28 protein-coding genes are annotated in these 23,415 nt (G+C 74.6%); 11 read left to right on the top strand and 17 right to left on the bottom strand.

Features of this window, described 5'->3' with window-relative positions; genetic code table 11:
- The first annotated feature begins 130 nt into the window (after positions 1–130).
- Together AB0N04_RS34940 and AB0N04_RS34935 are read left to right on the top strand one after the other, a co-directional pair.
- Entirely contained in the window at positions 131–886 is a 756-nt protein-coding gene (locus tag AB0N04_RS34940; protein ID WP_360222919.1) for an SDR family oxidoreductase, read from the top strand.
- Positions 883–1,854, top strand: coding sequence for an NADPH:quinone oxidoreductase family protein (locus AB0N04_RS34935; protein WP_360222886.1), 972 nt, complete (start codon positions 883–885; stop codon positions 1,852–1,854). Before AB0N04_RS34940 ends, AB0N04_RS34935 begins: the two co-directional genes overlap by 4 nt.
- Before the next feature lie 83 nt (positions 1,855–1,937).
- Here AB0N04_RS34935 and AB0N04_RS34930 read toward each other — a convergent pair whose 3' ends face one another.
- Positions 1,938–2,759 carry an NAD(P)H-binding protein gene (locus AB0N04_RS34930; protein WP_363365644.1) on the bottom strand — a complete coding sequence of 274 codons (822 nt, stop codon included), beginning with the start codon at positions 2,757–2,759 and terminating at the stop codon, positions 1,938–1,940.
- Between the two features lie 79 nt (positions 2,760–2,838).
- Here AB0N04_RS34930 and AB0N04_RS34925 point away from each other — a divergent pair, with 79 nt between their 5' ends.
- The gene (locus tag AB0N04_RS34925; protein ID WP_360220368.1) at positions 2,839–3,252 is read left to right on the top strand and encodes a helix-turn-helix domain-containing protein; all 414 of its coding nucleotides are present in this window, start codon (positions 2,839–2,841) and stop codon (positions 3,250–3,252) included.
- Between the two features lie 28 nt (positions 3,253–3,280).
- Here AB0N04_RS34925 and AB0N04_RS34920 read toward each other — a convergent pair whose 3' ends face one another.
- Complete coding sequence (locus AB0N04_RS34920) at positions 3,281–4,561, bottom strand: esterase (protein WP_360220365.1); 1,281 nt, start codon at positions 4,559–4,561, stop codon at positions 3,281–3,283.
- A 317-nt stretch (positions 4,562–4,878) separates the two neighbouring features.
- On the opposite strand from AB0N04_RS34920, the gene AB0N04_RS34915 reads away from it, so the two are divergent.
- Positions 4,879–6,105, top strand: coding sequence for an MFS transporter (locus AB0N04_RS34915; protein WP_360220362.1), 1,227 nt, complete (start codon positions 4,879–4,881; stop codon positions 6,103–6,105).
- 65 nt (positions 6,106–6,170) lie between these two features.
- Here AB0N04_RS34915 and AB0N04_RS34910 read toward each other — a convergent pair whose 3' ends face one another.
- The 7 genes from AB0N04_RS34910 to AB0N04_RS34880 form a co-directional block, all read right to left on the bottom strand.
- Positions 6,171–7,391 carry an acyl-CoA dehydrogenase family protein gene (locus tag AB0N04_RS34910; protein ID WP_360220359.1) on the bottom strand — a complete coding sequence of 407 codons (1,221 nt, stop codon included), beginning with the start codon at positions 7,389–7,391 and terminating at the stop codon, positions 6,171–6,173.
- A 3-nt stretch (positions 7,392–7,394) separates the two neighbouring features.
- Positions 7,395–8,450, bottom strand: a complete 1,056-nt coding sequence (locus AB0N04_RS34905) for a phosphotransferase family protein (RefSeq protein WP_360220356.1) — start codon at positions 8,448–8,450, stop codon at positions 7,395–7,397.
- Positions 8,451–8,596: 146 nt separating this feature from the next.
- Positions 8,597–8,803, bottom strand: coding sequence for a DUF397 domain-containing protein (locus AB0N04_RS34900; RefSeq protein WP_360220353.1), 207 nt, complete (start codon positions 8,801–8,803; stop codon positions 8,597–8,599).
- A 44-nt stretch (positions 8,804–8,847) separates the two neighbouring features.
- The gene (locus AB0N04_RS34895; RefSeq protein WP_360220350.1) at positions 8,848–9,057 is read right to left on the bottom strand and encodes a DUF397 domain-containing protein; all 210 of its coding nucleotides are present in this window, start codon (positions 9,055–9,057) and stop codon (positions 8,848–8,850) included.
- A gap of 41 nt (positions 9,058–9,098) precedes the next feature.
- Positions 9,099–9,308 (bottom strand): DUF397 domain-containing protein, encoded by a 210-nt coding sequence (locus AB0N04_RS34890; protein ID WP_360220347.1) that lies wholly within the window; start codon positions 9,306–9,308, stop codon positions 9,099–9,101.
- A 42-nt stretch (positions 9,309–9,350) separates the two neighbouring features.
- Entirely contained in the window at positions 9,351–9,560 is a 210-nt protein-coding gene (locus AB0N04_RS34885) for a DUF397 domain-containing protein (RefSeq protein ID WP_360220344.1), read from the bottom strand.
- Between the two features lie 2 nt (positions 9,561–9,562).
- Positions 9,563–10,387 carry a helix-turn-helix transcriptional regulator gene (locus tag AB0N04_RS34880; protein ID WP_360220341.1) on the bottom strand — a complete coding sequence of 275 codons (825 nt, stop codon included), beginning with the start codon at positions 10,385–10,387 and terminating at the stop codon, positions 9,563–9,565.
- Positions 10,388–10,544: 157 nt separating this feature from the next.
- On the opposite strand from AB0N04_RS34880, the gene AB0N04_RS34875 reads away from it, so the two are divergent.
- The 6 genes from AB0N04_RS34875 (at position 10,545) to AB0N04_RS34850 (ending at position 14,870) form a co-directional block, all read left to right on the top strand.
- Positions 10,545–10,865: a hypothetical protein gene (locus AB0N04_RS34875; RefSeq protein ID WP_360220338.1), complete on the top strand. Its 321-nt coding sequence runs from the start codon at positions 10,545–10,547 to the stop codon at positions 10,863–10,865.
- Complete coding sequence (locus AB0N04_RS34870) at positions 10,862–11,062, top strand: hypothetical protein (protein WP_360220335.1); 201 nt, start codon at positions 10,862–10,864, stop codon at positions 11,060–11,062. The genes AB0N04_RS34875 and AB0N04_RS34870 overlap by 4 nt, the downstream gene beginning before the upstream one ends.
- Positions 11,059–11,274 carry a hypothetical protein gene (locus AB0N04_RS34865; protein ID WP_360220332.1) on the top strand — a complete coding sequence of 72 codons (216 nt, stop codon included), beginning with the start codon at positions 11,059–11,061 and terminating at the stop codon, positions 11,272–11,274. The genes AB0N04_RS34870 and AB0N04_RS34865 overlap by 4 nt, the downstream gene beginning before the upstream one ends.
- Positions 11,271–12,380 carry a hypothetical protein gene (locus AB0N04_RS34860; protein ID WP_360220330.1) on the top strand — a complete coding sequence of 370 codons (1,110 nt, stop codon included), beginning with the start codon at positions 11,271–11,273 and terminating at the stop codon, positions 12,378–12,380. Before AB0N04_RS34865 ends, AB0N04_RS34860 begins: the two co-directional genes overlap by 4 nt.
- Positions 12,381–12,575: 195 nt before the next feature.
- Positions 12,576–14,147, top strand: a complete 1,572-nt coding sequence (locus AB0N04_RS34855; RefSeq protein WP_360220327.1) for an adenosine deaminase — start codon at positions 12,576–12,578, stop codon at positions 14,145–14,147.
- 237 nt (positions 14,148–14,384) lie between these two features.
- Positions 14,385–14,870: a hypothetical protein gene (locus AB0N04_RS34850; protein ID WP_360220325.1), complete on the top strand. Its 486-nt coding sequence runs from the start codon at positions 14,385–14,387 to the stop codon at positions 14,868–14,870.
- Between the two features lie 69 nt (positions 14,871–14,939).
- Here AB0N04_RS34850 and AB0N04_RS34845 read toward each other — a convergent pair whose 3' ends face one another.
- The 5 genes from AB0N04_RS34845 to AB0N04_RS34825 all read right to left on the bottom strand — a co-directional run bounded on the left by AB0N04_RS34845 (position 14,940) and on the right by AB0N04_RS34825 (position 18,552).
- Positions 14,940–15,392, bottom strand: a complete 453-nt coding sequence (locus tag AB0N04_RS34845) for an RNHCP domain-containing protein (protein ID WP_360220322.1) — start codon at positions 15,390–15,392, stop codon at positions 14,940–14,942.
- Positions 15,393–15,424: 32 nt separating this feature from the next.
- Positions 15,425–15,793: an RNHCP domain-containing protein gene (locus tag AB0N04_RS34840; RefSeq protein WP_360220319.1), complete on the bottom strand. Its 369-nt coding sequence runs from the start codon at positions 15,791–15,793 to the stop codon at positions 15,425–15,427.
- Positions 15,794–16,073: 280 nt separating this feature from the next.
- Positions 16,074–16,973 (bottom strand): Gfo/Idh/MocA family oxidoreductase, encoded by a 900-nt coding sequence (locus AB0N04_RS34835; protein ID WP_360220316.1) that lies wholly within the window; start codon positions 16,971–16,973, stop codon positions 16,074–16,076.
- 136 nt (positions 16,974–17,109) lie between these two features.
- Complete coding sequence (locus AB0N04_RS34830; protein WP_360220313.1) at positions 17,110–17,778, bottom strand: O-methyltransferase; 669 nt, start codon at positions 17,776–17,778, stop codon at positions 17,110–17,112.
- A gap of 99 nt (positions 17,779–17,877) precedes the next feature.
- Positions 17,878–18,552 (bottom strand): DedA family protein, encoded by a 675-nt coding sequence (locus AB0N04_RS34825; RefSeq protein WP_360220310.1) that lies wholly within the window; start codon positions 18,550–18,552, stop codon positions 17,878–17,880.
- A 464-nt stretch (positions 18,553–19,016) separates the two neighbouring features.
- Between AB0N04_RS34825 and AB0N04_RS34820 the strand changes: the two genes are divergently transcribed.
- Positions 19,017–20,000 carry an alpha/beta hydrolase gene (locus tag AB0N04_RS34820; RefSeq protein ID WP_360220307.1) on the top strand — a complete coding sequence of 328 codons (984 nt, stop codon included), beginning with the start codon at positions 19,017–19,019 and terminating at the stop codon, positions 19,998–20,000.
- Between the two features lie 216 nt (positions 20,001–20,216).
- Here the strand turns inward: AB0N04_RS34820 and AB0N04_RS34815 are convergent, their stop codons facing one another.
- The 3 genes from AB0N04_RS34815 to AB0N04_RS34805 all read right to left on the bottom strand — a co-directional run bounded on the left by AB0N04_RS34815 (position 20,217) and on the right by AB0N04_RS34805 (position 23,365).
- The gene (locus AB0N04_RS34815) at positions 20,217–21,131 is read right to left on the bottom strand and encodes a class I SAM-dependent methyltransferase (protein ID WP_360220304.1); all 915 of its coding nucleotides are present in this window, start codon (positions 21,129–21,131) and stop codon (positions 20,217–20,219) included.
- Positions 21,132–21,500: 369 nt separating this feature from the next.
- Positions 21,501–22,295, bottom strand: a complete 795-nt coding sequence (locus tag AB0N04_RS34810) for a fused MFS/spermidine synthase (RefSeq protein ID WP_360220374.1) — start codon at positions 22,293–22,295, stop codon at positions 21,501–21,503.
- Between the two features lie 53 nt (positions 22,296–22,348).
- Complete coding sequence (locus AB0N04_RS34805) at positions 22,349–23,365, bottom strand: alpha/beta hydrolase (protein WP_360220301.1); 1,017 nt, start codon at positions 23,363–23,365, stop codon at positions 22,349–22,351.
- Between the last annotated feature and the right edge of the window lie 50 nt (positions 23,366–23,415).

Here is a 23,415-nt window from a genome sequence, read left to right as displayed (position 1 = left end):
CGGCCCGGGCTCCCGCGGCGCGGTTTCCCCGGACGGCGGCGGCCCGGGCTCCCGCGGCCCGGCTTCCCCGGCCCCCGGCGGCGCGGCCGCGGGGACCGGCGCGGGCGGTGACCTCGCCGGGCAGGGCGTCGTGGTGACCGGTGGCGGGCGCGGCATCGGCGCCGCGCTGGCCCGGGCCTTCGCCGCGGCCGGTGCCAGGGTCGTGGTCAACGACCTGGACGCCGAGGCGGCCCACGAGGTGGCGCGCGACTGCGGCGGGAGCGCCGCCCCCGGCGACGCCGCCTCCGTCGAGGGGCTGACCGAGCTGGTCGGCCGGGCCCGGGCCGAGCTCGGCGAGATCGACGTGTGGTGCGCCAACGCGGGCGTCGCCCCGGTCGGCGGGGCCGACGCGCCCGCCGCCGCCTGGGCCGGCGCGTGGGAGGTCAACGTCCTCGCCCACGTCCGGGCCGCCGACCTGCTCCTCCCCCGCTGGCTGGAACGCGGCGAGGGCCGCTTCCTCGCCACCGTCTCCGCCGCCGGACTGCTCACCATGCTCGGCTCGGCCCCGTACGCGGTGAGCAAGCACGGCGCGCTCGCCTTCGCCGAGTGGCTCTCCGCGACGTACCGCCACCGCGGCGTCCGGGTGCACGCGCTCTGCCCCCAGGGCGTGCGCACCGACATGCTCGCCTCCACCGGCGCGGTCGGCCAGGCCCTGCTCGCGCCCACCGCGCTGGAGGCCGAGGAGGTCGCCGCGGCCACCCTGGCGGCGCTGGCCGAGGACCGCTTCCTGGTCCTGCCGCACCCCGAGGTCGCGGACTACTACCGGGCCCGGGCCACCGACCCAGACCGCTGGATCACCGCGATGAACCGGCTCCAGCAGGGGCTGGAAGAGAGCGAGGCGCTGTGAGGGCCTGGCAGGTGCCCGAGCTCGGCGAGCCGGGCGCGGTGATGCGGCTGGTCGACGGGCTGCCCCGGCCGGTGCCCGGCCCGGGCCAGCTGCTGGTCCGGGTGCGGGCCGCGGCGGTCAACTTCCCGGACGCGCTGATGGTGCGCGGCGAGTACCAGGTGCGCCCGCCGCTGCCGTTCACGCCCGGCGTGGAGCTGTGCGGCGAGGTCGCGGACGGGCCGCGGCGGGGCGAACGGCTGATCGGCAACCCGGTGCTGCCGCACGGCGCCTTCGCCGAGTACGCGCTGCTGGACGCGGCGGCCGCGCACCCGGCGCCCGCGGCACTGGACGACGCCGAGGCGGCCGCGCTGCACATCGGCTACCAGACCGCCTGGTTCGCCCTGCACCGCCGGGCCCGGCTGCGGGCCGGCGAGACCCTGCTGGTGCACGCCGCGGCGGGCGGGGTGGGCAGCGCGGCGGTGCAGCTCGGCCGCGCCGCCGGGGCCCGGGTGGTCGCCGTGGTCGGCGGCCCCGCGAAGGCGGAGGCGGCCCGGGCGCTCGGCGCCGACCTGGTCGTCGACCGGACGGCCGCGGACTTCGTCGGCGCCGTCAAGGAGTTCACCGGCGGGCGCGGCGCCGACGTGGTGTTCGACCCGGTCGGCGGCGACGCCTACACCGGCTCCACCAAGTGCGTGGCCTTCGAGGGCCGGATCGTGGTGGTCGGCTTCGCCGCCGGGCGGATCCCGGCGCCCGCGCTCAACCACGCCCTGGTGAAGAACTACGCCATCCTCGGCCTGCACTGGGGGCTCTACAACACCCACGACCCGCGGGCCGTCGCCGCCGCGCACGAGGCGCTGACCGGGCTCGCCGAGCAGGGCGCGGTGCGCCCGCTGGTGAGCGCCCGGGTGCCGCTGGCCGACGCGGCCGGAGCCGTCCAGCTGGTCGCCGACGGGCGCAGCACCGGCCGGATCGCCGTCCTCGGCGACTGACCGGAGCGCCCGCCCGCCAGCACCGCGCCCACGCGACCGACCCCCGGCGCAGTCGGGCCGCCCGGGGCTCAGCAGGTGGGGGCTCAGCGGGCGCCGGCGATGACGTCGAGGGCCGGGCGGGGCGGGCGGCCGAGCAGTTCCGCGAGGTCGCCCGCCCCGCCCGGCCCGGCCAGGAAGCCGTGGGCGATCGCCGAGTAGGTGCCGACCACCATCGGTACCTGGAAGTCCTGCGCGTCCGAGGCCGCCACCGCTGCCCGCGCCTGCGTCAGCCGGCCGGGCCGGTACTCGGCGCCGAGCGCCCCGGCCACCTCCGCACCCCCCAGCGCCCGCTCCCCCACCAGCTCGTACGTGCGCCCCGCGTGGGCCTCCGGGGCGAGTGCGACGGCGGCCGCCACCTCGGCGAGGTCCGCCCGGGCCACCGCCGCGAGCTTCCCGTCCCCGAGCGGGGCGCGGACCACCCCGTCCGGGCCCGGCGCGGCGATCGCGCCGAGGAACTCGGCGTACAGGCCGTTGCGCAGCACCGTCCAGCGCAGGGAGGACGACGCGCGGAGCCGGCGCTCGGTCCAGCGGTGGGCGAGGGCGTACGGCAGGTGGTCTCCGTCGCCGGAGAGGCTGGTGTAGACGACGTGCTCGACGCCGGCCCGTTCCGCCGCCGTGATCGCCGCGCCGTGCCGGGCGATCACCACGTCGTCCTCGGCGACTCCCGCCGAGATCAGCAGCAGGGTCCGCACGCCGCGGAACGCCTCCGCGAGCGTCTCGGGCCGGTCGAAGTCCACGAGCCGGGACGGCACCTCCGCGGGCACCGTCCCGGGCGTGCGGCTGCCGGCGGCCACGTCGGGGCGCCCGGCGAGCCGTTCCAGGACGAGCGTTCCGAGCGCGCCGTTGACACCGGTGACGAGCAGCATGGTTCCTCCGGGGATGATCGGGGGGCGGATTCCTGACCATCGTCGGCCGCCGGGGCGCCCGGCGTAAGGAGGCACTTCCATGTCAGCAGGGCACACCGCGATAACCACCCCTCGCCCGGTGGTCTGGTGCGAGGACGGCGTGGACTGCGGGATCCAGGACCTGCTGAGCCGGCTCGGCGAGAAGTGGTCCGTCCTGACCGTCGTCGAACTCGCCCAGGGCGTACGGCGGTTCCGCGAGCTGCAGCGCGCCCTGCCGGGCATCTCGCAGCGGATGCTGACGCTGACGGTGCGCCGGCTGGAGCGGGACGGCCTGGTCTCCCGGACGGTCCACCCGACCGTCCCGCCGCAGGTGGAGTACGAGCTGACGCCCCTCGGACACAGCCTGACCCACCTGGTCCGGGCGGTGGCGGACTGGTCCTACGACCACCACGACGCGATCGTGGACTCCCGCCGCCGGTGGGACGCCGCCAACCCCGACTCGGAGGTCCGCTGACCGCCCCACCGGCCCGCGCGCCCCTCCGCTACTTCGCGTACTCCATCTCCGGGAAGCGCGGCGAGGGACCGTCCAGCAGGTGGTCGTCGTGGCCGCGCAGCCAGCGGTCGAAGAAGGAGGCCACGTACGTCCGGGTCGCCAGCACCGCGCGCTCCGGGCGGACCTCGCCCAGGTCCTTGCCGAGCTGCTCGGGGGTGATCGCGCCCTGCCGGGCGAGCTGGGGCAGCAGGGACTGCGCGTCGGTGTAGGAGGCGTGCCGGGACCCGTCGAGGGTGACGTCGGCGTGCCAGCCCGTGCTGTGCTGCCAGAGGGCGTCCCAGCCGGGCTGGTGGTGGTAGTCCCCGGAGTCCTCCTCCCGCGTGCCCATCAGCAGGAACGGGCGGTCCACCCCCTCCGCCGCGACGTTCGTCAGGACCACCCCGGTGTGGCCGTCCGGCCCGGGGAAGTGCAGCTGACCGTCCATGTTGACGGCGGCCGCGATCCGCGGGTCGTCGTGCATGGCCTGGAGGGCGGTGGAGCCGCCCGCCGAGTGGCCGACCATGCCGATCCGGTCGAGGTCGAGGGAGTCGGCGAGGCCGGCCGGCAGCTTCTGGTCGCGGCACAGCCCGGGCAGCTGGTCCAGCACGAAGCGGGTGTCGTCCACCCTGGTCTGCAGGGAGGTGCGCAGCACGTCGGCGAGGTCGAGGTCGGGCTTGCCCAGCAGCTCGGGGAAGACGGAGGTGGCGAGGTCCCCGTTCGGGAAGGCGACCTCGGAGGCGTCGTAGGTGTGGTCGACGGTGACGACGACGTAGCCGCGCGAGGCGAGGTCCTCGACCAGGCCGGTGCCCCAGGTGCGCGGGTCACCGAACCCGGCCGAGTAGAGCACGACCGGGCGCTTGCCGCCGGGCAGGGCGGGCGCGTCGGTGCGGGCGTGGGTGCGGACGCCGGCCCAGTCGGTGCGGCCGGGTTCGAAGCCGTAGTCCGACTGGCCGACGCTGCCGGCGCTGCCGAAGTGGTCGGCGGCGGAGCGCTCCATGTACGGGGCGCGGTCCCGGCCGGTGGCGGGCCGGGCGGTCGGGTACCAGAAGCTGATCATCAGCTCGCGGGGCTTCCCCGGCTTCCACCGGAACTCCCGGCTCGGGTCGGTCAGGTGCAGCGTCGCGGTCCCGACGGGGTACGGTCCGGTCGGCTGCGGCAGCCACGCCTGCGCCTGCCGGGCCGCGCCCCCGCCGTCCGGGGCCGCCGCCACCGCCCCGGGCGCGCCGACCACTCCCAGCACCGCCGTCGCCGCCAGCAGTGCCGCCGCCACTCCCCGTCCCCGCCTGTGCATCCCGTGCTCCTCGCCCTCGATCGGTCGGCCCGCCCGGTTCGCGCGGTCCGTTGAGCAGGACGGTACGGGTGGGGGCGGGGCGAAACCGTCATACCGGGGAGCCAACTCACCCCTGAGTACCAGGGTATGACTCCCTTAGGGGCCGTCAGGCCGACGGGGGGCGGGGCTCGGGCTCGGGGCGCGGGGCACCGACGGGAGCAGGGCGCCGGCCGCCGGAGCGGCCCGGGCGGCGTCGTCCAGGAAGCCGGTAGTCTCCGCCCGGATCACCGCCACCCGCTGATCGCCGGCCTCGACGACGCACGAGAACAGGAGGCGCCGTGCCGCGCCCCGAAGCGCTGCCCCGCACCGTCCGCCTGCTGTTGCTCGCCCGGGTCGTCAACCGGCTCGGGGCCTTCTCGCTGCCCTTCCTCACCGCGCTGATCAGCGCCGACCACGGCGCGAGCCTCACCTCCGCCGGGCTCGTCAGCGCCGCCTTCGGGCTCGCGACGATCCCCTCCCGGCTGGCCGGGGGGCACCTGGCCGACCGGATCGGCCGGCGCACCACCATCGTGCTCGGGCTCTGCGGATGCGCCGTCGCGCAGCTGGCGATCGCCGCGTCCGTGTCACTGACCTGGGCGGTCGCCGGGGCGGTGCTGCTCGGGCTGGCCTTCGAGCTCTACGAGCCCCCGAGCCAGGCGATCATCGGCGAGTCCGTCCCCGAGCAGCACCGGGTGCGCGCGTTCAGCCTGTTCAGCGCCGCGCTCGCGGCGGGCGGCATGGGCGCCGGGCTGCTGGCCGCCCTGCTCGGCCGTTGGGACCTGCGCTGGCTCTTCGTCACCGACGCCGTCACCTGCCTGGCCTGCGCCCTGCTGATCCGGCTCGCCCTGCCCCACGACCGTCCCGAACCACCCGGCGCCGACCGGGGCCGCGCCGCCGTACGCCCGCTGCGCGACCGGGCCCTGCTGAGCGTCCTGGCCACCGGCACCGCCTACGCCCTGATCAACCAGCAGGCCGTGGTCACCCTGCCGCTCGCCCTCACCCGGCACGGCCTGCCCGCCGCCGACGCCGGGCTGCTGTTCACCGCCGCCGCGGCCACCACCGTGCTCGCGCAGCCGCTGGTCCGGATGCCCTGGACGACCCGGCTCGGCACGCCCGTCGCGCTCGCCCTCGCCCACCTCCTCCTGGCCGCGGGGCTGACGGGCTACGCCCTCGCCGGGACCCTGCCGGGGATGCTCGCCGCCGCCGCGGTGCTGAGCCTCGGCGACCTCCTGGTGATCGGCCGCATCTACGCGCTCGTCACCGAGCTCGCGCCACCCGGTGCCGGCGGCCGCTACCTGGCCGTCTTCGGGACCAGCTGGGGCATCGCCGCGACGCTCGCGCCCGTCCTCGGCACCCAGCTGCTCGCCCGCGCGGGGACGACCGTGCTGTGGTCCGTCATGGCCGTGTTCTGCCTGCTGCTCGCCGCCCTGCACCTCCGGGTGACGCCGGAGTCCGCCGGGTCCCCCCGCCGCCGCACCGCCGGGAGGCCCGGACCGGCCGAGCCCGCGGCCGCCCCCGGCCCGTGACGCCGTCCGACGTGCACCGGCCCGGCCGGAGGGGCCGGTGCGTCCGCACCCCGCGCGGCAGTCGGTCAGGAGTCGCCCGCGTGGCGGCGGAGCTCGCGGCGGGCCAGGGAGCGCTTGTGGACCTCGTCCGGGCCGTCGGCGAGGCGCAGGGTGCGGTTGCCGGCCCAGAGCTGGGCGAGCGGGGTGTCCTGGCTGACTCCGGCGGCGCCGAACGCCTGGACGGCCTTGTCCAGGATCCACTCCACGGTGCGCGGCGTCGCGATCTTGATCGCTTGGATCTCGGTGTGCGCGCCCCGGTTGCCGACGGTGTCCATCAGCCAGGCCGTCTTCAGCACCAGCAACCGCAACTGCTCGATCCGCACCCGGGATTCGGCGATCCAGTCCTGGACCACGCCCTGCTCGGCCAGCGGGCGGCCGAAGGCGACGCGCTCGCCCACCCGGCGGCACATCAGCTCCAGGGCCCGCTCGGCGATGCCGATCGCCCGCATGCAGTGGTGGATCCGGCCCGGGCCGAGCCGGGCCTGGGCGATGGCGAAGCCGGCGCCCTCCGCCCCGATCAGGTTCCCCGCCGGGACGCGGACGTCCTCGAAGAGCACCTCGGCGTGGCCGCCGTGGTCGGCGTCGTCGTAGCCGAAGACCGTCATGCCGCGCTTCACGGTGACGCCGGGCGTGTCGCGCGGGACGAGCACCATGCTCTGCTGGCGGTGCGGCTCGGCGCCCGGGTCGGTCTTGCCCATGACGATGAGGATCCGGCACTGCGGGTTCATCGCCCCGGTGATGTACCACTTGCGGCCGTTGACCACGTAGTCGTCGCCGTCCCGCTCGATCCGGGTGGCGATGTTGGTGGCGTCCGAGGAGGCCACCTCCGGCTCGGTCATCGCGAAGGCGGAGCGGATCTCGGCGTCCAGCAGCGGGCGCAGCCAGCGCTCGCGCTGCTCGGCCGAGCCGAACTGGGCGAGCAGCTCCATGTTCCCGGTGTCGGGGGCCGCGCAGTTCAGCGCGGGCGGGGCCAGTTGCGGGCTGCGGCCGGTGATCTCGGCGAGCGGCGCGTACTGCAGGTTGGTGAGCCCGGCGCCGTGCTCGCCGGGGATGAAGAGGTTCCACAGGCCCTGCTTGCGGGCCTCGGCCTGGAGCTCGGCCACGACCGGCGGGACGGCCCAGGGGGCGCGGTCCGGGTCGGCCAGCTGCTCGGCGAGGACGGCCTCCGCGGGGTACACGTGGGCGTCCATGAAGGCCAGCAGCTGCGCACGGAGTTCGTTCGTCCGGGCGTCGTAGGCGAAGTCCATCGGTCAGTTCTCCTTGAGGGTGCTCAGGCCGTGCCGGGCGAGGATCGGGGCCATCTCTCCGGCCCGTTCGAACCCGGCGCCGAGGGTGCGGCCCTGCTGGAAGCGGTAGTGGATGCCTTCGGCGACGACGGCGAGCTTGAAGGAGGCGAAGGCCACGTACCAGTCCAGGTCCGCGGCCTGCCGGCCGGTCGACTCGGCGTACCGGGCGACGAGTTCGTCGGGTTTCGGGAAGCCGGGCGCGGTCGCGGCGGAGGGGATGATGCCGCCGCCGACTCCGGCGAGTTCGGTGTACATCACCAGCAGGCCGATGTCGGTGAGCGGGTCGCCGAGGGTGGACATCTCCCAGTCGAGGACGGCGGTGATGACGTCGGTGCCGGCGGTGCCGTCCGTGTCGCCGGAGTCGTCGACGAGGACGTTGTCGAGGCGGTAGTCGCCGTGGACGAGCGCGGGTGCGGGCGAGACGGGGAGGCGCTCGGCGAGCAGCCCGTGCAGCCGGTCCACGGCGGGCAGGTCGCGGCTGCGGGAGTTCGACAGCTGGGTGGACCAGCGGCGCAGCTGGCGCTCCAGGTAGCCGTCGGGGCGGCCGAAGTCGGCGAGGCCGACGGCGGCCGGGTCGATCCGGTGCAGGGCGGCGAGGGTGTCGACGAGGCGGCGGCCGAGGGCGTGGACGCGCGGCGCGCCGAGGGCGGCGAACGGGGCGACGTCGCGGTGGGCGGTGCCGGGGACGTGCTCCATGAGGTACCAGGGGGCGCCGAGGACGTCCGTGCCCGGGTCGAGGAGGAGCGTGCGCGGGACGGGGACGTCGGTGTCGCGCAGGGCGGTCATCACGCGGTGCTCGCGGCCCATGTCGTGCGCGGTGGCGAGGACGTGGCCGAGCGGGGGGCGGCGCAGGACCCAGCGGGTGGTGCCGTCCGAGAGGACGTAGGTGAGGTTGGAGCGGCCGCCCTCGATGAGGGAGGCGGTGAGGGGGCCCTGGACGAGGCCGGGCAGCTCCCGGTCGAGGTGGTTCCGCAGGCGGCCCAGGTCCAGCCCGGGCGGATCGGCGGGTGTCTCGGACATCGGGCGGCTCCTCGGGGGTGGGCGTGGCGTTGACTAAGCGCTTGCTTAGCATTCAGCCGGAGGGCGCACCTGTCAATGGCGGACGGAACGGAACGAGCCCCCGGACCGCAGGGTCCAGGGGCTCGCAGGGGTAGGGCGGTGGTCCGTCAGGCGTCGCCGAACTCTCCGGCGGCGGCAGCGGCCACGAAGGCCCGCCAGGCGTCGGCCGGGAAGAGCAGGACGGGCCCCTCCGGGTCCTTGGAGTCCCGAACGGGCATCACACCGGGAAGGTGGGAGGCGACTTCGACGCAGTTCCCACCGTTCTGGCTGTAGCTCGACTTCACCCATCGGGCAGGCGTCAGGTCGGCGACCATCAGCGAACTCCTTCCGAAGCAGTGGACCAGAGCGAGCGCCCCGGTCAGACGTCGCCGAATTCTCCTGCAGCGGCCGCGACGACGAAGGCCCGCCAGGCGTCGGCCGGGAAGAGCAGGACGGGCCCGGCCGGGTCCTTCGAGTCGCGAACAGGCATAACGCCGGTGAGGCCCTGCGCGACCTCGACGCAATTCCCACCATTGCCACTGCGACGACTCTTCACCCATCGGGCGCCTTCAAGGTCGATGTTCGCCATAGAAGCTCCTTCGATCACGCGGACCATGGCATGGCCTTGCGTCAGGCGTCGCCGAACTCGCCGGCAGCGGCGGCGGCCACGAAGGCCCGCCAGGCGTCGGCCGGGAAGAGCAGGACGGGTCCCTCCGGGTCCTTGGAGTCCCGGACGGGCATCACACCGGGAAACGCGGGGGCGATCTCGACGCAGTTGCCGCCTTGTTGGCTGAAGCTCGACTTCACCCATCGAGCACCAGTCGGGTCGAGGAACATCATCGAGCTCCTTCCGTAGCAGTGGACCAGAGCGAGCGTCTCAGATCAGACGTCGCCGAATTCTCCCGCGGCGGTCGCGGCGACGAAGGCCCGCCAGGCCTCGGCCGGGACAACGAGGGCAGGCCCCTCCGGGTCCTTCGAGTCGCGGACGGGAACGACACCCGGGAAGTCCGGCGAAACCTCCACGCAGGTACCGCCGTTGTCGGAGTACGACGACTTGAACCATGAGGCGCGGGACAGGTCTGGTCGAGTCATGGTCAGAGCTCCTTTCGGGCCTTGTGAATCAGGTCGAGGGTCGCGGCTCTGGTCAGCGCTTCCGCCCGCAACCGATCGTAGGCCTTTTCCCACGCCCTGACAGTCCGGTCATCCCGCACCACGTAGCCCTGGTCGGCAGATTCGGTGTAGCCGACCACCGAACGATCCGCGAACGTCAGCAGGGTGACGACCGATCGAAGCGGGGCGTGTTCGGCCAAGCTGAACGGCGCGATCTGAAAGATCACATCGGGCCTGGCCGCCATCTCCACCAGGTGATCGAGCTGCGCACGCATGGTCACGGCACCCCCCACCGGACGACGAATGCCACTCTCATCTATCACCGCGTGGATGACCGGTGGTTCGGCACGCCTGAGAAGCCGCTGCCGGGCGGCGAGGAACCTCACTCGCTCCTCCGCCTGATCCTGCGTGCTGCTTCCTCGCAGGACTGCCGCCGCCTCTCGCGCGGAGGCGTAGGCCTTGGTCTGGAACAACCCTGGAATCAGGTTCGGCTCAAAGATCCTGATCTCCGACGCGCGAGCCTCCTGCGCAGCGTGCTCGGGGAAACCCTCCAGGAAGCCCTTCCGCCTCATCCCGACCCACATCAGCTCCAGCGTCTGGCCCGTCCCGAGGGCCTTGTCCGCCGCCCTGACGAAGTCTCGGCTGGTGGATTTGCGACCCGTTTCGACCGCCGAGATGTAGCTGTCCGAGTAGCCCATGGCCGCTGCCAGGTCCTGCTGGGTCCAGCCCAGCGCCTCGCGCGAGCTGCGAAGCAGTGCGCCGAAGGACTCACGGGGAGATGACGCCGGATCAAGCTCCTTGCGATTCAAAGCCCGCCCCCAATTCCACCTGAGACACAGACAAGTTGAACGGTTGCCAAGCTTAGAGGACATTGGGCACCCCTGGTAGTCGCACAACTACGGAGAGGATCGGACTGTGAGCAGCCCCAAGCCCCCCACGACCCCGCACGCGCCCCGAGTCGGGGCCGTGGACCGCCTCCAGGTCGTGATGTACCTGGCCAAGACCGATGCCGGCTTCCCGGAGCGCGAGCTCCGCGTCTGCGAGCGGTACGCCGCCGCCTTCGACTGGGGGGTCTCCCTCATCGTCGTGGACGACGAGGTGGACGTGAGGGGCCCGGAGCACCGGCCGATGCTGCGGGCCGCGCTCCAGCGGCTCCTCGACCGCGAGGCGGGCGCCATCCTCGTCCCGACCAAGGCCACCATCTCCCCCATCGACGGCGAGTTCAACGAGTTCGCCGAGCGTGTGGAGAAGGCCTCCGGCTTCATCCAGGTGGCGACCCGCCGATGACGACCGGCCGCTACGCGATCATCCCCGCCGACGACGCCTGCGACGGCTCCTCCTACCCGGTCTGGATCGTCCGCGACCGCACGACCGGCGAGCCCGTCAGGGCCCTCCCGCCGTCCGACGCCCCCCTGCGCTTCTACTCGTACGCCCTCGCGCAGGCCTGGGTCCTCCGGAACGCCCCCGCCCCGGAACCCGCGTGACCGCGGAGTCCCGCTACGAGGTCCGCCTGATCCCGCCGAGCAGCCCGCACTTCCTCCTCCTGGAGTGCTGGGGCCTCTGGGACCCGGCCCGGCACGCCTACCTGCGCGTGCCGGGCTCCTCGGGCCGGATCAGGCGCTTCTACACTCCGACCGCGGCGCAGGCCCACCTGCGCACGCCACCGCCCCGCCCGACCGACAGAATGACCGCATGAGGTTGATCCACACCGCGCTCGGCGCCCTGCTGCTCCTGCTGGTCATCGGCAGCATCCTGCGCACCCTGGTCGTCCCGCGCGGGCTCTACTCGGCCCTGGTGCACCGGCTCTGGCGGGTCCTGCGGACGGTGCTGCGGCTCTACGCGACACCGTTCCGCACCTACCACGCCCAGGACCGGGCCCTGACCTGGCTGGCCCCGCTCGTCCTGCTCGGCATGCTCGCGGTGTGGCTGGGCGGCATGCTCATCGCGTACACACTCCTGCTGCACGGCACCTCCGAACTCGACTGGTCGGTGGCGTTCCGGGAGGCCGGGTCGAGCCTCTTCACCCTGGGCTTCGCGAGCGGCGAACGCCTGCACCTGTCCGTCATCGACTTCATGGCGGCCGCCAGCGGGCCGCTGGTGATCGCCCTGCAGATCTCCTACCTGCCGACCATCTACGCCGCCTACCAGCGGCGCGAGACCGAGGTGACGCTGCTGCAGTCCCGGGCCGGGGAGCCCGCCTGGGGGCCGGAGCTGCTCGCCCGGCAGACCCTGGTCGACACCGAGACGGCGCTGCCCCAGCTGTACCGGGACTGGGAGCGCCTGGCCGCCGACATCGGCGAGAGCCACTCCAACTACCCGGTGCTGCTCTCCTTCCGCTCCCCGCAGCCGAACCGCAGCTGGGTGGTCGGCCTGATCGCGGTGATGGACGCCGCCGCGCTCCACCTCGCCCTCTGCCCCCGCACCGCACCGGCCGAGGCCCGGCTGGTCCTGCGGGCCGGATTCACGGCGCTGCGCGACATCGGGCGCTCGCTGCGCGTCGACTTCGACCCGGACCCGGACCCGGACGTGCCGATCCGCCTCACCTACACCGAGTACATCGGCGCCGTCGCGATGATCGCCGCCGCGGGCTTCCGCAACGAGCGGCCCGTCGAGGACGCCTGGCGGCACTTCCACGGCTGGCGGGTCAACTACGAGGCCCTCGCCTACGAGCTGGCCCGCCGCAGCGACGCCGTGCCCGCGCTGTGGACCGGCCCGCGGGACTTCCACGCCCCGGTCATCCCCCCGGCCCGCCCGACCGACCGCCGCCCGGGCCCGTCCAGCCCCACGCTCCCGCCCGCCTGAGCCGCCGGCCACGCCTCCCCTCGCCGGACGGCCTCCCGGCCACCGGCGTCCGACCGCCGACGGACGCCGGAGGCCGTCCGGCCGCTCAACCGTTCGCAGCCGACCGGACCCCGCCCGGCCGCCTGTCCGGGTGAACGCCGCCTGACACGGCGTCGGCAGCCCGCCCCCGGGAGCGGCCGCGACGACCATACGGCCATGTCCCTCTCTCTACGCCGAACCAGCGCCGCCGCCGTCGCCGCCTGCGCCGCCCTCCTCCTCCCCCTGCTCCCCGCCCAGGCCCACGCGCTGCCGCAGTCCCCCGCCACCGCCGCCCACGGCCCGGAAGCCCGGGTCTCCGCCCTCCTCGACCGGATCCGCGACCGGCCCGAGGCCCTGCGGGCCTTCCTGCACGAGCTGCCCAAGGGCGGCGACCTGCACAACCACCTCTCCGGCGCGGTCTCCACCGAGCTGCTGATCCAGCTGGCCGCCGACGACGGCCTGTGCATCGACGCCACCCTCACGGCCCAGGAGGCGCCCTGCGCCCCCGGTGCCCGTCCGGCCTCCGACGCCCTCTCCGACCCCGCGTTCCGCCAGGACGTCATCCGCGCCTGGTCCATGCAGGACTTCGTACCCGGCGCCGAGTCCGGGCACGACCACTTCTTCGCCACCTTCGGCAAGTTCGGCGAGGCCAGCTGGCGCCACCCGGGCCGAATGCTCGCCGAGGTCACCGACACCATGGCCGACCAGCACCAGGAGTACCTGGAGACGATGATCACCCCGGCCTCCGGCGGGGCGGCCGCGCTCGCCGCCAAGGTCGGCTTCGACCCGGACCTCGCCGCGCTGCGCGCCAAGCTCCTCGCCGACGACGGCATCGCCCGACTCGTCGCCCAGGCCCGCGCGGACGCCGACGCGATGTTCGCCGAGTACCAGGCGACGGCCGGCTGCGGCGGCGGCCACCCGGCGCCCGGCTGCGCCGTGACCGTCCGGATCATCTCCCAGGCCTCCCGGGCCTCCACTCCCGCCCGGGTCTTCACCCAACTGCTGCTGGGCATGGAACTCGCCAGCCAGGACGACCGGTTCGTCGCCGTCAACCTCGTCCAGCCGGAGGACTACCCGGCCTCGCTGGAGAACTACACCCTGCAGATGCAGATGCTGGACTACCTGCACCCGCTCTACCCGAAGGCCCACATCACCCTCCACGCCGGCGAGTTGGTCCCCGGCCTGGTCAAGCCCGAGGACCTCCGCTTCCACATCCGCGAGGCCGTGCTGACGGGCCACGCCGAGCGCGTCGGCCACGGCGTCGACGTCGTCCACGAGGACGACTCGGCCGACCTCCTGAGGACGCTGGCGCAGCGCCACACCCTGATCGAGGTGCCGCTGACCAGCAACGAGCAGATCCTGCAGGTCTCCGGGCCGGACCACCCGTTCCCGCTGTACCGGCGCAACGGCGTCCCGACCGCGCTGGCCACCGACGACCCGGGCGTCTCGCGCGGCGACATCACCGAGGAGTACCGGAAGGCGACCACCCGCTACCAGCTGGGCTACCGCGACCTGAAGGACCTGGCCCGCACCTCCCTCGAGTACGCCTTCCTGCCCGGCCGCAGCCTCTGGCAGGACCGCGACGGCTTCCGCCCGGCACCCGAGTGCGCCGGCGAGACCCTCGGCGCCGCCCACCCGGGCCCGGCCTGCGACGCCCTGCTCGCCGCCAGCCCCAAGGCCCAGGCCCAGTGGCAGGAGGAGTGCGCCTTCACCGACTTCGAGACGGCCGTCCTCCACCGCCGCGACTGACCCCGACCACCCCCGACGGCGCGGGCGGGCTCCCCAGGAGGGAGCCCGCCCGCGCCGTCATACCGTTCCGAGGCATCGACTGGGGCTCCGCCGGCGGTGGGCTGTTCGGCGACGGCGAAGGTCTCGACGACACGCAGGCCGAACTCGACGTCGCAGGAGAGCGGTTCGCCACCTCCCGCGAACGAAAGGAACGTCGGAGGCACCCAAGGACCCGCGCTCTCCTCACCTTCGGAGCACGTGGACGCGCTCGCGCTCACGGCGCTGCAGGATCTGGCGTCCGCGCTCGGGGAGCAGGGCCGCGCCGGGTTCAAGGACACCTTCGGCGCGCTCAAGCTGGATCCGGCGGCCGGCCGGGTCGTGCTGTTCGCGACGGACGAACCACGGGCGAAGGAACTCGTCGCGGCCGCGAGCAAGGCACACCCGGGCATCGAGACGCAACGCACGGAGATCCGGCACGCCGCCTTCTCCCGGGCGACCGTCGACCCCGTCCTCCAGAAGATCGGCAACGCGGCACAGGCCGGCTCGCTGCCCTTCCCGGTCCATACCGCGGCCCTGCTCCCGGACGCTTCCGGGATCACGGTCACCACGACCAGGGAGGGTGCGACGTCGCCGGCCCTCAGGAAGGCCGTGGCGGAACTTGCCGGCGCCGTACCGGTGTCGTACGAGGAGAGCGGCCCCGTACACAACCTGGATGCCACGGCTCAGATGGTGCCGCCACCGTGAGGCCGGACAATGCGCCCGGGGCCCGGAGCCGCACGGGGGCGGGTCCGGGCACCGGGGCGGTCCGCCGGGCTAGAGGCGGAGCAGGGCCCGGCCGGCCATCCGGCTGTCCCGCAGCGGTCTGAGCACCAGCCGGACCAGGGCCAGCGGGTTGTCGTCGCCGGCGATCCGGTTGGCGCTCAACTCGCCGCAGGACAGGCACTGGTGGATGATCAGCCATTCGCCGTCCGGCCGGGCGGACATGCTCAGCGCCGCCATCCGGCCCCGGCAGTCGGCGGCCCGGTCACCCGGGACCCTCCGGTCGACGTGCAGGCTGACCAGGCAGTTCGGGCAGTGGTTGCGGTGCGCGGTGCCGGGGGCGTCCAGCGGGACGTCCAGCCGGCAGCCGACGCACCGGAAGTCGTTCGCCCGGTGCCCGCCCCTCGCGCGCAGCACGTCCCTGGCGTGCAGGACGTCCTTGTGCCGCTGCGGGCGGCGGCGTGAACGGCGCTGCCCGCCGTCGTGCTCGTTCTTTCGTCGTGGCATGCTCGGCGCTTCCTCCCTCCTCGCGCGGCCGTTCAGAGGGTGCCGAACGCTTCGAGCGGGAAGGGCGGTTGGGCGAGCGGCCGGACGGCCATCCGCATCAGGACGAGCTGGTTGTCGTCCGGGCAGACCGGATTGGACGTCAGCTCGTCGCAGCGCACGCAGCGGTGCACGACCATCCAGTCGCCGGTGCGCAGCACCGCGATGGCGATCGGCGACATCCGGCCGTGGCACTCGCTCGGGCCGCCCTCGACCTGGTCGAGGACGTGCCGGGAATGCAGGCAGGACGGGCAGTGGTTGCGCCGCGTGCCGTCGGCGGCGTGGGTGGAGACCGTCAGCCCGCACCAGGTGCAGGTGAACGTGTCGGTCTTGAAGGCCTTGAGGGCATTGGTGGTGCTGGACACCCGGGGTGCTCCTTGCTGGAGATGTGCGATGGCAGCAAGAGCAGGCCGAGCGGCCCCGACCGGTCCGTGCGGACCGGCTACGCGGTGCGGCGAGGCGCGCTCGGCGCGATCCGGGACATCAAGACACCCTTTCCGGTGGGCTCACGGCCCTGACGAGGACGAACGGGACGACGGTGGAGCGGCCTCACGCTAACAACGGGCCGCGCGCCGCCGCCACCGGTTTTCGGCGCGCCCGTCCGTAGGCCGCGCCCGGCCCGCCCGCCCGGCCCCCGGACAGAACCTAGACCTCGACCGGGGCGCCGGTCGCCAGCGACTGCTCGGCGGCGGCGAGGATCTCGACGACGCGCAGACCGAAGTCGGCGTCGCATGGGTGCGGCCGGGCGGTGGCCGCCGAGGTGTGCAGGGCGTCCAGGGCGCGGTGGAGCGCCGCGACCGGCCCCTCGCCGCGTTCGGGGAGCTGGGCGACACCGTGCTCGCCGCGCAGTTCCATGCCGGTGCCGCCGGCCGCGACCGGCGCGGTGAGGCTGAGGGCGAGGGTGCTGGACGCGCCGGCGGCGTGCCGGACGACCAGGTGGACGGTGTCCAGCGGCCCGGCGGCGGCCGTCACCCGCGTCGCGTCGCCGAGCACCGGGAGCAGCACGGACAGCGCGTGCGGGCCGACGTCCCACAGCGCGCCCTTCTCCCGGCGCCACGGCGAGGAGGCGTACGGGCTGGAGCTGCCGGGGGCGAACACCGAGCCGAGCCAGTCGGAGCGGCCGGTGAACCAGCCGCCGAGCTCCGCCTGCCGTTCGATCCAGGGCATCTGCTCGCCGCCGAAGCGGACGGTGAAGAAGACCACCGAGGCGACCCCGTGGGCCCGCACCGCCTCGGCGACGGCGCGGGCGTCCGGCACGGTCAGTGCGACGGGCTTGTCGAGCAGCAGGTGGCAGCCGGCTTCGGCGGCCCGCACGGCGAGGCCGGGCTGGACGGCCGGGGGCAGCGCGATGGAGACCGCGTCCACCTCGGCCAGCAGCTCGTCGAGGTCCGTGTACCCGCGGACGGCGTACGCCCCGCCGAGGGCCGTGGCCGCCTCGGGCCGGCGGGCCCAGACGCCGGTGAACTCGAAGCCGGGGTGTTCGGCGAGGACGGGTGCGTGGACCCGCTCCGCCCAGGGGCCTGCGCCCAGCAGTCCGATCCGCACGGTGTCTCCGTTCCTGCGTGGTGCGATGGTGCGAGGTGGTTCAGGGTGATGCGAGCTGATGCGGGGTGGTTCGAGGTGATGCGAGGTGGCGCGAAGGGGTTGAGCGGGGCGCCCGGGCCCCCGGGCGCGCCGGGGCTCAGCCCTGTACGCGGGCCAGCGTGAAGCCGTCGTAGCCCTTGCTGCCGACGGTCTGCACGGACGTCGCCGTCACCCGCGGCTCGGCGGCGATCAGGTCGTGCAGCGCCCGGGTGCCGACCACGGCGGGGTCGGTGCTGTCGGCGTCGGCGATCGCCCCGCCGCGCACCACGTTGTCGACGATGATCAGCGAGCCGGGGCGGGTGAGCTCCAGGGCCCGGCGGAAGTACTCGGGGTTGCTGGGCTTGTCGGCGTCGATGAACACCAGGTCGAAGGGCTCGGTGCCGTCCTGCACCAGTGCGGCGAGCGAGTCGGCGGCCCGGCCGAGCCGCACCTCGGCGACCTTGTCCAGCCCGGCGTGCGCGAGGTTGCCGCGGGCGACCTCGGCGTGCTTCGGGTCGATCTCCAGGGTGATCAGGGTGCCGTCGGCGGGCAGTGCCCGGGCCAGCCAGATCGCGCTGTAGCCGCCGAGGGTGCCGACCTCCAGGATCCGGCGCGCGCCCTGCGTCAGCGCCAGCAGGTGCAGCAGCTTGCCCTGGTTGGGGGCCACCGAGATGTGCGGCAGCCCGGCGGCGTCGGCGGCGGCCTCCGCGGCCTCGAGCGCCGGGTCGTGGCCGACCAGCTGCTCGGAGAAGTACGCGTCCACGGCGTCCCACGTCGGCTGGGTCATCGGGCCCTCCTGGGTGTGCATGATCGACAGGTACCCCGCCGATGCTACTCCGGGGGCCCGACACCCCTCCGTGGCCGCCGCGGACGGCCCGTCAGTGCGTCAGTCCGCGACCGGCGCCTTCGCGGCACCGGCTGCCGCGGCGGCCGCGGCGGCCTCCTCGGCCTCGATCTTCGCGTGGGTCTTCGCGGCCCGGCGCTTCATGATCCACGCCGAGAGCGCTCCGATCACCAGGGCCGCGGCCAGGCCCGCCCAGGAGAACCGGGCCAGCCACGGCTCGATGCTCTTGCCGACCTTGTAGACGAGCAGCGTCGTACCGCCGGCCCAGACCACGCCGCCCAGCACGTTGGCGATCAGGAACTTCCAGTACGGCATCTTCAGAGCGCCCGCGAGCGGCCCCGCGAAGATGCGCAGCAGGGCGATGAACCGGCCGAAGAAGACCGCCCACATGCCCCACTTCTGGAACGAGCGCTCGGCGGTGGCCAGGTGCGAGGGCCCGAAGTGCTTCGGGAACTTTCTCCCGAGCTTCTCGAACAGCGGCTTGCCGCCCTTGCGTCCGATCGAGTAGCCGATCGAGTCGCCGATGATCGCGCCCGCGATCGCGACGCCCGCGACGCCCCACGGGCTCACCACGCCCTTGACCGACATCAGGGCCGCCGTCACCAGCGCGATCTCGCCGGGCAGCGGGATGCCCAGCGACTCGAGCCCGATGATCAGGCCGACGAGGGCGTACACCGCGCCCGGTGGGACGCTCTCGATCCAGGCGTCGATGTGCAAGGCCAGTACCTCCGTGGCAGGCCGGGACGGGCGCGGCCCTCAGCGGCGCGCCCGTCCCGGTAGTCGTCCGTCGCGGCCCCAGGCCGCTCCCCCTCAGGGCAGGGTAACGCGCCGGAGGGGCCCGTTCCCCCCGCCGATCGCCTGGTCCGCACCTGGTCTTACGACGTACGGCGGGTGGCCGTGGTTCCGGTACGGTGCCGCGAATCCCAAGAATAGGCAAAGCGCGGTGCGACCACGGACGGCCGCCCCCGCACGGAGGGGTGTGACCGGCTCCCGCTTTGCCGAAACGGCAACAACGCTGGCTGCGGTCGCGACGCGCGGGACAGGATCGGAGCCCGCCGGACCGGACCACGACGGACCGACTCCTGCTCCTGCTCCTGCTCCTGCTCCTGCTCCCTCTCCTTCTCCGACTGCTGCTCCTGCTCCGACCCGGCGCGGGACGGTCGACACCCCTTGGAGGGCCCATGCCTCAGCACGTCACCGCAGGCCCCGTACACCGATCGGTCCCCACCCCGGCGGGCCGGATCCACCTGGTGGAACAGGGCACGGGCCCGCTGGTGCTGCTCGTCCACGGCTTCCCCGAGTCCTGGTACTCCTGGCGGCACCAGCTTCCGGCGCTGGCCGGTGCCGGGTACCGGGCGGTGGCGATCGACGTGCGGGGGTACGGCCGTTCCTCCAGGCCCGAGGCCGTGGACGCGTACCGGATGCTGGACCTGGTGGAGGACAACGTCGCCGTGGTGCAGGCCCTGGGCGAGCGGTCGGCGGTGATCGTCGGGCACGACTGGGGAGCCACGATCGCCGCCGACTCGGCGCTGAAGCGACCGGACGTCTTCCGGGCGGTGGGGATGCTCAGCGTGCCGTACACCCCGCGCGGCGGGCCGCGGCCCAGCGAGGTGTTCGCCGGAATGGGCGGCGACCAGGAGTTCTACGTCTCCTACTTCCAGGAGCCCGGACGGGCCGAGGCCGAGATCGAGCCCGATGTGCGCGGCTGGCTCGCCGGCTTCTACGCGGCGCTGTCCGCCGACACCATGCCCGCACCCCACGAGGCGGACCCGCACTTCGTCTCCCGGGGCGGCACGCTGCGCGACCGGTTCCCGGCCGGCCGGCTGCCCTCCTGGCTCGGCGAGGACGATCTCGACGTCTACGCCGGGGAGTTCGAGCGCACCGGCCTCAGCGGCGCACTCAACCGCTACCGGAACATGGACCGCGACTGGGCGGACCTCGCCGACCTCGACGGCGCCCCGATCACCCAGCCCTCCCTCTTCGCCGGCGGCGGCCTGGACGCCTCCACCCGGTGGCTGGCGGACGCGATCGACGCGTTCCCCACCACTCTGCCCGGCCTGGTCTCCTCGCACCTGCTCGACGGCTGCGGTCACTGGATCCAGCAGGAGCGGCCCGCCGAGGTCAACCGGCTCCTGACCGGCTGGCTCGCCGCACTGCCCGCCTGAATCCCGCCCCGCCGTCCGATCCGCTCGCCGTCCGATCCACCCGCCGTCCGATCCATCCGCCGTCCGATCCGCACGCCGCGGGCCCCGGAAGGACGGGCAGGATCCGCGGGACCGGCACCGGCACCGTTCGGGGGCCGTCCGAGCCGGAGCGGCCGGCCCCCTCAGCGGTCACGCCCGGAGTCGCCCAGGGCGCACAGGGCCCCCCGGGCGCGCAGGTCACTCGGGCAGCTCAGGGCGCTCAGGGCGCCCGAGCCGCCCCGGCCGCCCGGCACGCCCGGCCCGCTCGGCGAAGTCCAGGACCGTGATCGAGGGACGACGGGCGGCCACCGGCGGAACGCTCAGCGCGACGGGCAGCAGGACGCCGAGCAGCCCCCGGCCGCCGACCGGCCGCACCTCCCGCACCGAGGCCACCGCAGGACTCGCGGTGCCGAGCTTCACCTGCTCGCCCGCGTCCATCGCCCACGGCATCGGGGGCACCTGGTAGCCGCGCATGCGCATCCGGCCGCTGCGGGTGGCCCGGCCGAACCAGCGCGGCACCGCGTCCAGCACCAGCGAGCCGCCCGGGAACCGCTCGGCACAGCCCGCGATCAGGGTCCTCACCCGCTCGGGCGGGAGGTACATCAGCAGGCCCTGCGCGGTGATCAGGACCCCGTGCTCCCGGTCCACCTCGTCGGCCCACCCCAGGTCGGTGGCGTCAGCGGCCAGATAGCGCTGCCGCGGCCCGGGCGGCAGCAGCTCCTCCCGCAGCGCCACCGACTCGGGCAGGTCCACGGTGAGCCACCGGGCCCGCCCGTTGTCGACCCGCCAGTACTGCGTCTCCAGGCCCTCGCCCAGACAGACGACGGTGCCGCGCGGCTCCCGCGCCAGGAAGTCCGCCACCTCGCGGTCGAAGCAGGCCACCCGCAGCGCCTGGAGCTGCGCCTGGCTGCCGCTCGTGCCGAACCGCTCGGCGAAGGGGTAGTCGATCCGTCCGACCAGCTCGACGGCCTTGGGGTCGCGCAGCACCGCGTCCGGGCGGCCGGCCTCGACGGCACGCTGGTACAGCGTCCAGAGCGCGGTCTCGGGCACGGCGCCCAGGTCGACCGACAGCAGTCCGGTCGACGGCGGCGCGGGCGGTTCGTCAGTGGCCACGCGGGTCTCCTCAGGAGCGGCGGAATCAACGGCGGCAGGACCAGCGGGGCGCCGCGACCGGACCGGAACGGCGAGGGCGGCGAGGATCACGGGGGCCGGCCCTCGGTCGGGCACCGGTGCGCGGCGCGGTGGACTCGCCGGGGCGGCATCCCCGGCCGGAGCCGCTGGAACTGGATCACCCGCAGACTACCGAACGGCCGCACGCGGTACCGGAGGGCGCGGCAGAGTGTCCGGCTCCGCGGGCCCGGCGATCGCGCCACCCGGCCCGCGCATCGCCGCCGGAGAACGCACCGCCGCCGGACGACGCGCCGCCCGGGTGGGGCCGCGGGTCGGCGGCGAAACCGGGGCCCGGTAGCGGCGGGACCGGGCTCAGCCGACGCTGAAGGCCCCGTCCGGCGGGGGCGGGGAGTCGGTGGCCTCGGCGTCCGTCACCGGCGCCGTCCGGCCGACCAGGGCGGCCAGGTCGGCGCCCTCGGTGAGCCGGGCCGGGAAGACGTCGCCCGCCAGCAGCCGGCTCAGCTCCGCCACCGGCAGCGGCGCCGTCGAACCGGCCAGCAGGATGTTGCCGTAACGGCGGCCGCGCAGCACCGGCGCCTCCGCGACCAGGCAGGTGTACGGGAACACCGCCGCGACCGTCGCCGCCTGCGCCCGGGCGAAGGCCAGCGGCGGGCCGTCCGCGAGGTTCGCCGCGTAGCAGCCGCCGGGGCGCAGCGCGGCCGCCGCCAGCCGGACGAACTCCACCGAGGTCAGGTGCGCCGGGGTGCGCGAGCCGTGGAAGACGTCCGCGATCACCAGGTCCTGCGAGCCGGCCGGGGCCCCGGCGAGGGCGGCCCGGGCGTCGCCGACCGTCGCGGTGACGTCCGCGCCGGGCGCCTGCCAGGGCAGGTGCTCCTCGACCAGCGCGAGCAGCGGCCCGTCCACCTCCACCACCCGCTGCCGGGAGCCGGGTCGGGTGGCCGCCAGGTAGCGGGGCAGGGTGAGCGCGCCGCCGCCCAGGTGCAGCACGTCCAGCGGGCGGCCGGCCGGGGCCAGCGCGTCCGCGAGGTGGCCGAGCCGGCGGGTGTACTCGAACTCCAGGTGGGTGGGGTCGGCCAGGTCCACGTAGGACTGCGGGGTGCCGTCCAGGGTGAGCAGCCAGGCGCCCGCCCGGTCGATGTCCGGCATCAGCTTGGCGAAGCCGAGGTCGGTCTGCCGGCCGACCGGGACGGGCTCGTCCGTCACGCCGACTCCCCCACCGGTGCCCCGGCCCGGGACGGCGCGGCCGCTGCGGCCCCGGCCGCCGGCACGACGTCCAGGTAGGCGGCGAGCCAGCGGTCCAGCTCGGCGAAGACCTGCGCGCGGGCGGCCTCGCCGGACAGCACCAGGTCGTGCATGCCGCCCTCGATCCGGACGACGGTGACGTGCCGGCCCAGCCGCGGGCCCTCGGCGGCGATGTCGTCCGCGCGCAGCACGCCGTCCGCGTGGTGCAGCGCGTTGTGCCACTTGGTGGTGGAGATCGAGGCGGTGGACGCCGCCAGCAGCACCGGCACGTCGATGCCCAGGCCGTGCCGCAGCCGGCGGTGGCCCTGGTGGATCGCCGCCAGCCAGCCCGCGTACAGCGGGAAGCCCTTGGGGGACTTCAGGGTGAGGTCGAAGTCCCACTCGCCCCGGTGGTCCTTGTGCAGGCTGTGGGTGTAGTGCGGGTTCAGGGCGGAGGGCAGCACCCGGGTGGGCGCCAGCCGTCCGAGCGCCGTGACGGCCGGGCCGCCGACGGTGCGCACCGCGGGCGCGGTCGGCATCGACAGGAACGGGCTGTTCAGGAAGAGCCCGTCCACCAGCCCGCGCCCGGCGCGCCGGGACGCCCACAGCGCGCCGACCAGCCCGCCGGTGGAGTGCCCGTTCAGCAGCAGCTGCCGGTGCCCGTCCACCTCCCGGATGATCCGCACCGCCTCGTCGATCTCCTCGTCGTACTCGGCGAGGTCGCGCACGAAGTTCGGCGACTGGTGGGGGCGCAGCGAGCGGCCGTACTTGCGCAGGTCCAGGGCGTAGAACGAGAACCCGAGCTCGGCGAAGTGGTCGGCCAGATTGGTCTGGAAGAAGTAGTCGTTGTAGCCGTGGATGTACAGCACGGCCCGCTCCGAGCCGGGCACCCGACGCCGCACCAGGGTGGCGCAGACCGGCCCCTCGTCGTCGGGCCGCAGGGTCAGCTCGGCCGCCTCGTAGGGGGCACCCAGGACGTCTTCCCGAAACTCCATCTGCCGCCGCACCCGTCCTCCGCTCGGCCCGCCGCTCCGGCGGGTCTCCA

The organism is Kitasatospora sp. NPDC051702 (genome assembly GCF_040681575.1).
Lineage (GTDB): Bacteria > Actinomycetota > Actinomycetes > Streptomycetales > Streptomycetaceae > Kitasatospora.
The sequence above is the reverse complement of the archived record's forward strand: the minus strand, read 5'-3'. Positions and strand labels throughout refer to the sequence as shown.